7 protein-coding genes and 1 pseudogene are annotated in these 8574 nt (G+C 36.4%); all 8 read left to right on the forward strand.

Annotated features, from left to right (window positions below; genetic code table 11):
• Positions 1 to 45: 45 nt before the first annotated feature.
• Positions 46 to 1005: a tetratricopeptide repeat protein gene (locus C6H17_RS08435; protein WP_020995696.1), complete on the forward strand. Its 960-nt coding sequence runs from the start codon at positions 46 to 48 to the stop codon at positions 1003 to 1005.
• Positions 1006 to 1119: 114 nt separating this feature from the next.
• On the forward strand, positions 1120 to 1725 hold the full coding sequence (locus C6H17_RS08440) for an MBL fold metallo-hydrolase (protein WP_005218544.1): 606 nt from the start codon (positions 1120 to 1122) through the stop codon (positions 1723 to 1725).
• Positions 1726 to 1743: 18 nt separating this feature from the next.
• A complete protein-coding gene (locus C6H17_RS08445; protein ID WP_005218542.1) occupies positions 1744 to 2526 on the forward strand; it encodes a HesA/MoeB/ThiF family protein in 783 nt (260 codons plus the stop codon).
• A 90-nt stretch (positions 2527 to 2616) separates the two neighbouring features.
• Positions 2617 to 3387 (forward strand): flagellar motor stator protein MotA, encoded by a 771-nt coding sequence (gene motA, locus C6H17_RS08450; RefSeq protein WP_004087095.1) that lies wholly within the window; start codon positions 2617 to 2619, stop codon positions 3385 to 3387.
• Between the two features lie 146 nt (positions 3388 to 3533).
• A complete protein-coding gene (gene motB / locus C6H17_RS08455; protein WP_104731397.1) occupies positions 3534 to 4301 on the forward strand; it encodes a flagellar motor protein MotB in 768 nt (255 codons plus the stop codon).
• A gap of 13 nt (positions 4302 to 4314) precedes the next feature.
• Positions 4315 to 5004 (forward strand): Sec-independent protein translocase protein TatB, encoded by a 690-nt coding sequence (gene tatB, locus C6H17_RS08460; protein ID WP_005218535.1) that lies wholly within the window; start codon positions 4315 to 4317, stop codon positions 5002 to 5004.
• A gap of 95 nt (positions 5005 to 5099) precedes the next feature.
• Complete coding sequence (gene tatC / locus C6H17_RS08465; RefSeq protein ID WP_040463017.1) at positions 5100 to 5900, forward strand: twin-arginine translocase subunit TatC; 801 nt, start codon at positions 5100 to 5102, stop codon at positions 5898 to 5900.
• A 605-nt stretch (positions 5901 to 6505) separates the two neighbouring features.
• Positions 6506 to 8574 (forward strand): annotated as a pseudogene (locus tag C6H17_RS08470) (autotransporter domain-containing protein); the annotation flags it as partial.

Consider the following 8574-nt stretch of genomic DNA (forward strand, 5'->3'; position numbering starts at 1 on the left):
ATACTAATATAATTTCATATAAAAATCAATTGTTTGGGAGTAAATATGATGAAAAAGTCCTTTATGGTATTTGCCATTATATCGCTTTTTGGAATCTTGCATATTGGAATATTGCATGCAAAAAGCTACTGGGGGCAAAGCAACTCTTATTATAAGCCAAATTTTTATGGACAAAACTCATACCAAAACTCATATTATGATGATCAATATAACGCACAAGCTGATTATGATTCTGCATATAATCTCTACAAAAGGGGCAATTTAGAAGCAGCCCTGCCTATCTTTACAAGGCTGTGTGAGCAGGATAACTATATCGCATGTTTATCGGCTGGGATCGTGCAAGGTAAATTGCTTGATAGTCTAGATTCTGATAAAAGATTTTCTCGCTCGGAGCGAAAAAGAAAAAAGGCAGAGTATTATAATGCGATGATGGCATTCTATACAAAAGCATGTAATGGTGGCAACTATGATGCGTGTAATAACCTTGCATTCTACGAGCATAGCACAAAGGCAGAAAGAGAAAAAGAGAAAAAAGAAGAAGAAAATGCAAGGATAGAAAATAATAGGGCAATGGAGCTTTACGCAAAGTCATGTAAAGCTGGGAATAAGGAAGCATGTCAGAATCTAGGTGTTATATATAGTGGGAATCTTGAGGATAAAAACGGGCAAAGCACAAATCTAATGCAAGCACAAAATTATTATGGCAGAAGTTGTAATATGGGGGACAATGTAGCGTGTTTTAATCTCGGTGTTTTGCGTTATAACTATGCAAAAACTACAAGCGATTATGCACAGGCGATTCATTATTTCAATCAAGCGTGTGGTGGCGATTATCCCGCAGCATGCCTTAATCTTGGGATAATCTATGAAAGGGGCGTTACACAAGATGTAAATGAAGATGTAGCAAATGCTATGCAATATTACACAAAAGCATGTTATTTGCAAAATGCTGAAGCTTGCACCTACCTTGCAAAACTTGCAAATAAACGCAAAAAAATGCAGTAACATCTTGCAAGATTTTTATTAAGACTTAAAGAAGTTTGTGATAAAATAAGCCCTTTATTTATGATTTTTGTGAAGTTTAGTTAATTATAGAATCTTTTTGTAAAAGGTTATGGTATGAAGATTCAAAAATGTGCGTTTGGAGAATATCAAACAAATGCCTATATATTGCAATTTGATGATTTTGAGTTTGTAGTAGATCCCGGCTTTAATGCAACTGAATGGGTATTAAAAAACACAAAAAATCTACAAGCAATCCTTATCACACATGGACATTTTGATCATATTTGGGATACCGCCAAGCTACAAGAGCAAACAAAGGCAAAAGTGTATTGCCCCATTCAAGATTCCTTTATGTTAGAATCTGATTGTTTTAATCTAGGATTAACGCCATGCAAAGCAGATGTATATATAGAAAATGATAAAGATTCTAAGAGTCTCAATATAAATGGCATTAATGTAACTTATTGGCATTTTCCCGGTCATACACCCGGTTGTAGTATTATAGAAGTGTGTGGGCATATTTTTAGCGGCGATTTTATCTTTCAAAGAAGTATTGGTCGATATGATTTTCCATATTCAAATAGCAATGATATGAGAGAATCTTTAGAAAGATTCTTGCAAATCAAAGAAGACTTACCTATACACCCCGGACATGGTGGAGACACTTCAGTATTTGCAGAATCTCGCAATATACCCGCATGGATAAAGTATATTGCATAAAGTTTAGAGTAGGATAGTATGGAAAAAGAAGAAGTATTAAAAGAGCGTTATCTAAGACATTTAATGCTTGAAGATGTCGGTGAAGAAGGGCAAAAAAAGCTTAGTAATGCAAAGGTATTAGTGATTGGTGCTGGTGGGTTAGGCTCACCTGTATGTTTGTATTTGGCAGCCGCTGGTATAGGTCGCATTGGCATATTAGATTATGATATTGTAGAAGTGAGTAATTTACAAAGGCAAATCATACATGCGACTTCAGATATAGGCAAAGCAAAGATTACATCAGCACAAATAAAGATGAAAAATCTCAATCCAAATATAAGAATTGACACTTATTTTGAAAAACTCACAACAAATAACGCCATGCCGATTATGCAAAATTATGACTTTATTGTTGATGCTACTGATAATTTCGCAGGTAAATTTCTTATCAACGATGCGTGTGTGTTGCTTAATAAGCCTTTTAGCCATGCAGGTGTTTTAAAATATCGTGGGCAAACTATGACGATTTTACCACATGAAAGCGCATGTTTTGCATGTGCTTTTGATGAGCCGCCCGCAAAAGAGCTAAATGCTATATTTCGTGCAGGACTTTTTGGCGTAGTCCCGGGCATTATTGGCTGCATACAAGCAAGTGAAGCGATTAAATATGTTCTAAATCTTGGTGAATTACTCACAAATACGCTATTAACCATGGATATTAAAACGATGAATTTTAGAAAAGTAGCAATTCACAAAAATGCTGATTGTCGCGTATGCTCTAAAGAAAATGGCATTAAAGAGTTAAAGGCTTATCATGAATGACAAAAAGAGAAATCAGTCGATAGACAAGAAACCACAAAGCATGGTATATAATTTGCTTAATTCAAATCTAATTGTGAAGAGAGGATAGGTATGGATTTAACGAGTATTTTAGGTATTATTTTGGCGATTACAAGCCTTTCTGTTGGGGATATACTAGAGGGCGGAAACCCTGTTCATCTAGTGCATTTAAGCTCTGTTATCATCGTGATTCCGACTGCGGCGATGTGTGCGATGACAGCCACACACGCACATGCGGTAAAAGCGGCATTTAAGGAATTAAAAATCGTTTTTGTGAATCCAAAGGTAAATATGAATAATACCATTAGGCAAATGGTAGAGTTTAGCTCAGAAGCGCGTAAAAATGGACTTCTAACACTTGAATCAAGAGTATCGCAACTAGAAGATGACTTCACACGAGAAGCAATGTCAATGATTATTGATGGACGCGAAGCAAAAGATGTGCGTGAAGATATGGAGATTCAAATCGAGCAGCTAGAGCATTACTATCATAGTGCGGCACACTATTGGATTCAGTTTGGTGAGACATGTCCTACGATGGGGCTTGTTGGTGCGGTGTGCGGTCTTATCCTTGCGCTTACGCTACTTGATAATCCGGCGGCTATGGCGGCTGGTATCGGTGGTGCATTTACGGCGACTGTTACAGGGATTATGGGTGCGTATGCGATCTTTGGTCCATTTGGTCAAAAAATGAAGGCAAAATCACATGATATCATCATCGAAAAAGTAATGATATTAGAAGCGGTTGTAGGCATTGCAAATGGAGATAACCCAAGAAACCTAGAAGCGAAACTTTTAGGATTTATCCCACCGGGTGAGCCAAAAATATCACAATTTGAATAGTATGTAATGCTACATACAATACAAAAAGATATATCGCAAAAGGCATGTTGAATATGTGGCTAGATTCTATAAAACTTTAGAATCTAAAAGCTATACATATTTAGTATGCAATAATTTCAATGTAATAGAATTTAAGGATATAAACAATGGCAAAGAAATGTAAATGTGAAGAATGTCCAGCGGGAGAGAAATGGACTGTTCCTTATGCGGACTTCCTTTCACTGCTACTCGCACTTTTTATTGCGCTTTATGCGATTTCAGCGGCTAATACTTCAAGGGTAAAGGCTGTTACTGAAGCATTTATTACTATTTTTGATGCGACACCTATGCCAGAACGCACCATGCCTGTAATGATTATCCCACCAGACCCCGGAACCGTTAGACAGGAAACAAAAGATACGCTAAAAAATACTTCTACAAACCTTAATGCACCCACAACGGTTGTAACCATTACGCAGTTATCAAACCTTATACAAGATGGTGGTTTGTTAGAACAAATCGAGCAAGGAACGACTCTAAGACTTCCTTCAGACATTTTATTTGAGCCCGGCACTGCAGAGCTTGTGAATCAAGACAGAAAAACAGAGCTTGATCTACTTGCAACAGCGATTGCAAAAATGCCACCAGAAGTTACGATAAATATTAGGGGTTATACGGATAATTCAAGTCCGGCAGGCTATCGTAATAACTACGAGCTTGCAGCCGCCAGAGCATCAAATGTTATGGAATATCTAATGAGTAGGGGTGTCGATCCTGCTAGACTTTCTTTCACTTCCTATGGGCAGTATAATCCTATCGTGCCAAATACAAGTGAAGTCAATCGCCGTGCAAACAATCGCGTTGAAGTATTCTTTGCGACAACAAAAACTTCTGTCCATGAAGTGCAAGGCGTATTAGAAGATATGCAGCAATAGCAAAGGGGCATGCTTGCTAGGATTTGGAATCGGTGAAATTATCCTTATAGTGATAGTTGCCATTATTGTGCTAGGACCTGATAAGTTGCCGAATGCACTGATTGAAATGGCAAAATTTGTGCGTGTTGTAAAAAGGACAATGCAAGATGCAAAAGACACACTTGATAGAGAAGTGAATCTAGCAGAGATTAAAAAAGAGGCACAAGCCTATAAAGATAAGCTAGAACAGAGCGTAGATATTAGCAAAGAACTCAATGTAGATGATATACAAAAGGATATGCAAAAGGGCATAAATGATGTGCAGCATTTATTCAAAGACTACAATCCAAAGCCAATCCAGCTTGACACGCAGACAAATAATACAGAATCTACAAGCACTCATAATGAAAATCTAGCTACAAATCATGCAGATTCTATAAATAATCTAGACTCTAATCCACTTGGGTGGGATATGGAGTTTAGGACGCAACAACATAGAGAGAATCTAGATTCTAAAAATTACAACCTAAATCCCGCCACCAAAGAAGCGAATAGAAATCTAGCTACAATAAACTATCATACTGAGCGTAGGGGAATATCTAACATAGAATCTCAACAAGATTCTTCACCTTTTTCAAAAACGCAAAATGATAATAAGTTAGATTCTAATCCCACACAAAACACAGAAAAAACAGAATCTGCAAATAAGGCAAATCATGCTTAATTTTGTTCTAACTACAACCTATTATAGAATCTCATCTAAAATCACAAGCCATACAAAAAGATTCTATAAAATCATAAAACATTTGGGGTATAGATATGTTTGAGGAGTTGAGACCACATTTGCAAGACTTGAGAAAGCGGCTTATGCTTTCTCTTTTAAGCGTTGTGATTTGCTTTGTAGCTTGTTTTAGTTTCCATGAAGAGATTTTTACATGGGTGCAAACGCCAATTTCTCATGCTTTTAGCAGTGGTATCAAAGGCAAACTTATACAAGTAGCCCCAGCAGAATACCTTTTTGTAGCCATTAAAGTCAGCTTTTTTGCAGCCTTTGTAATTTCTGTGCCGATTGTATTTTGGCAGTTATGGCTTTTTGTTGCACCGGGCTTATACAAGCATGAAAAAAAGCTTATTTTACCCTTTGTATTTTTTGGTAGTTTTATGTTTGGCTTGGGGCTATTTTTTTGTTATCAAGTCGTATTTCCGCTTATCATTCGCTATGTGCTTGCCTTTGGTAATGAAGTCGTTGAAGCAAACATTGCAAGTGATGAATATCTATCGTTTTTTATCCGCATTATGCTTGCTTTTGGTTTTGTGTTTGAATTGCCGGTTATGGCTTTTTTCTTAGGCAAAATTGGGCTTATCACAGATAATACGCTGAAGCGATCATTCCGCTACGCAGTTGTAGCCATTTTTGTCATTGCTGCTATTGTAACGCCCCCAGATGTCATTTCGCAGCTACTACTTGCGTTACCTATGGTTGTGCTATATGGTGTTGCCATTATCATTCTTAAGTTTGTGAATCCAGAGAAAAAAGAAGAATCCCTGCCACCAGATAACACAAAGCAAACTCGCAAAGATGAGATACAAGCACAGATAGAAGAGCAGTTAAAACCTTGATTGAATAGCTAGTTTAAAAACCCCCTAGCTTAATCTAGTTTTTTAACTCCATTTATTCATACCAAATAAAACAAGATTTCTTTTTTAAGAATAAAATCCATTCATACTGAATCCACCTTGTCATGTTGAGCGATAGCGAAATATCTTTTCTTAACTCAACTATTTGTCATGTTGAGCAAAGCGAAACATCTAAGCATAGAATCTAGTATCATTTGTCATTTTGAGCGTAGCGAAAAATCTACATTATCTACATAAAGTTTTATTTTGTAAAATCCAAAAATCTAGCAAATTGTCATTTTGAGCGTAGCGAAACATCTAATATAAAACCCATTTTTGTCATATTGAGACGAAGTCGAAATATCTTTTTTCAACTCAACATGACAAGATTCCAGAAACCACACAACACAATCTATCAAATCACTACAACATATCAAAAGTGTAAAATATATACAAAATTCACACAGATTCTATAAAATTTGTAACTTTTACCTACTTTTTATAAAATTTGCTTGAATTTGTTTTTTTTTTTTGTTAAAATCACGCACAATTTTATTTGCTATTGCAAATATTTGATTCTACAAAAGAGCGAGTAAAAGGGGTAGGCTATGAGGGTGAAAGCTTGTATATTAAGCGGAATTTTGCTTAGTGTGAGTCATTGTGTATATGCTGGGGATATTCAAGGCGATATTTATAATCCCGCAAATAAAACAGATTCTATAAAACCAACAGCACGACCTTATTACTCGGTTAATACTAGCCCCATTTTACATAATCTTAATTTAACAAATAATAGCACTGACAATAGATTCCAAACACCACAAAATACAATATATCAAGCAGGTTTAAATGATGATATTCAAGGATTTACAGGTTTTAGACAGGCTAGAAGTGGGTGTGAGGCTAACAAGGTTGTAGGCGGAGATAATGAGACTTGTAACTATACAAGCAAGATTGAAACACTCACATTTCAAGGTAGCAGATGGGTTTGGGGTGGTAACAGAAAGCTTACATTGCAAGATGTTAGCGGAAAAAAGGTAGAAATAGGCACTTTAACAAACCCTTATCATTGGTCTGGCAAAGGCTTTTCAGCGGAGTTAAAAGTAGATGGTGCTAGCGAGGTGGTTATAGACAATATACACCACCAAAACTATACGGGCGGTAGCTGGATACATGTCAATGTGGATAACAAACTTGTTGTAGGAAATATTCAGTTTGCAACAGATGGTATAGCTGGGAGTCAAGGGCATGTCGAGCTTAAATCTAGTAACGGCGATGTAATAGTAAAAAATGCAGCTGGTTGTGGCAATGCCTGCACAGGTGGTTTAGGTATCCGTCCGCTAAACTTTCTTAAAATTGATGGCAAAAACTTCTATGGTGGCAACATAGAAGCTATAGGTTTGCCAACAGCTGGGAGTAACTCCACACTTGATTTAACAGGGGTTAGCGGCACAAAATTTATCGATACTTTCTCTATACGCACAGGCACGCTACAAGCAAAAGATTTTCATGTGAATAATTTTATTGTCTATAAAAGCAACTCTTACTCTGTAGTAGATCAAAATATCGGTAAAAGTTTCATCAATTATCTCTCAATGGAGATAGGCACAAGCGACTTTGCAGATGGAGCAGATATTAGATTCAATGGTGGCGGTGAGATTCTAAACTTTAACTTCATCGATGCGAGACCGACTTCATTTGTGCGTATGGGCGGAATTAATCATGTCAATGTTAATGAAATGAAAATCAAAGAAGCTGAAGTCAATATTAAAAATGGAATCTTTAATACAATAGTTTCACAAAAAGGGCAAACCGCTATTACAAATGGCGCTTCAAAAATCACAGCTAATGCCCTAAATGTCAATGAGCTTTTACACCTAAAAGACTCGAGCAAACATAGTGGTGTTATGAGAATTGAGCTAAATGCTAATGGCGAAAACATAGACCAAAAGTTTGACAAATACCTAAATGTAAGCGTAGATTCTAAAGATTTAAAAAATATGAGTGGAAGTGAGATAGCCGAACTCATTAAAAAAGCTGAAGCAAATGGAAGTAATGGCAGTACAACAGATTACAAAAACGCAAGTGGCACATATATCACAACAAGTGATGGCAAACATTATCTAGTCTTACCAGATATTATGACAAATGATAATATTACAAATAGCACAGGACAAGTTGCAAATGGTGGTAATATCTTAATAGAGCAAACCGAACTCACAAAAGGTGCATTAAATAACTATGGAAAGATTCTAATCGATGATGGCTTTGTAGATGGAAATAAACCGACACTCTATCTCACAGGTAATCTCAATAACCACAATACAATAGATTTGGGAGCTAATGGACATATAGAAGTAACAGGAAACTTTAATAACAAAGGTAAAATCCTTTTTAGCATTCAAGCAAATCCAAATGACTCTAATAATGAAATAAAAAATGCAAGTATGAATATCAAAGGCAAAGCAACACTAGACATATCACCCGGAAGCACAGGGGCATTACAAGCAGATATAGCAGATTCTAAGACTTTATCGAGTATAAGTAATCAACTTAATGGTAGTAATGCTGTGGAATACAAATTAATCACAGCAGAATCTATAAGCTACACTTACACACAAGGGGATTATACGACTACTTTTGATAAAGGAACTAATGGCACAACCATAAGCACAAC

It is taken from the genome of Helicobacter rappini, assembly GCF_900198625.1.
GTDB classification, from domain to species: Bacteria; Campylobacterota; Campylobacteria; order Campylobacterales; family Helicobacteraceae; genus Helicobacter_A; species Helicobacter_A rappini.